The sequence below is a fragment of the Leeuwenhoekiella nanhaiensis genome (genome assembly GCF_002744755.1).
Lineage (GTDB): Bacteria > Bacteroidota > Bacteroidia > Flavobacteriales > Flavobacteriaceae > Leeuwenhoekiella > Leeuwenhoekiella nanhaiensis.
This window is the reverse complement of the sequence record NZ_KZ319328.1, coordinates 1-589: the sequence shown is the minus strand read 5'-3', so window position 1 is coordinate 589 and position 589 is coordinate 1. Positions and strand designations below refer to the sequence as shown.

The 589-nt window shown below is 42.8% G+C and carries 1 protein-coding gene; it reads right to left on the bottom strand.

The features are described 5' to 3' along the window. On the bottom strand, positions 1–589 hold a 589-nt coding region (locus tag CJ305_RS19240), incomplete at both ends, for an HAD-IC family P-type ATPase (protein WP_143469431.1).

Sequence of the window (589 nt, the reverse complement as noted above, 5' to 3'; positions counted from 1 at the left end):
TATCGGTTTCAGAAGGTACTTCGATGCTGTTCAAGGTCATCAATGCTTTATTACCGACCAAAACGGTTTTTCCGTTGACCGTTCCTTTTAAACCCTTTCCGGCGACTTCGGAAACTTCGGATGCTTCCAAATCTGCACCGTCTGCTTTATATTCCAAAATTGCCTTTGCGATGGGATGGGTGGATTGTTCTTCCATCGCCATCAGGTATTGCATAAATTCCGCTTCCGCGAAAGCGGATTTATTGACTACTTCCTTAATCTTAAAGACCCCTTTGGTAACAGTTCCCGTTTTGTCCATTACCACCGTGTTAACTTTGGTCATTGCGTCCAAAAAGGATGCGCCTTTGAATAGAATACCGTTGCGCGATGCTGCACCCAATCCGCCAAAATAACCCAAGGGAATAGAAATGACCAACGCACAGGGACAGGAAATAACCAAGAAAATTAACGCACGATAAAGCCAATCCCTAAATACATAATCGTCCACAAAAAAGTAAGGCAAAAACGTTAAGCCGATAGCAAGAAATACAACGATTGGTGTGTAAATCCGCGCAAACTTTCTGATGAACAATTCAGTCTTTGATTTACG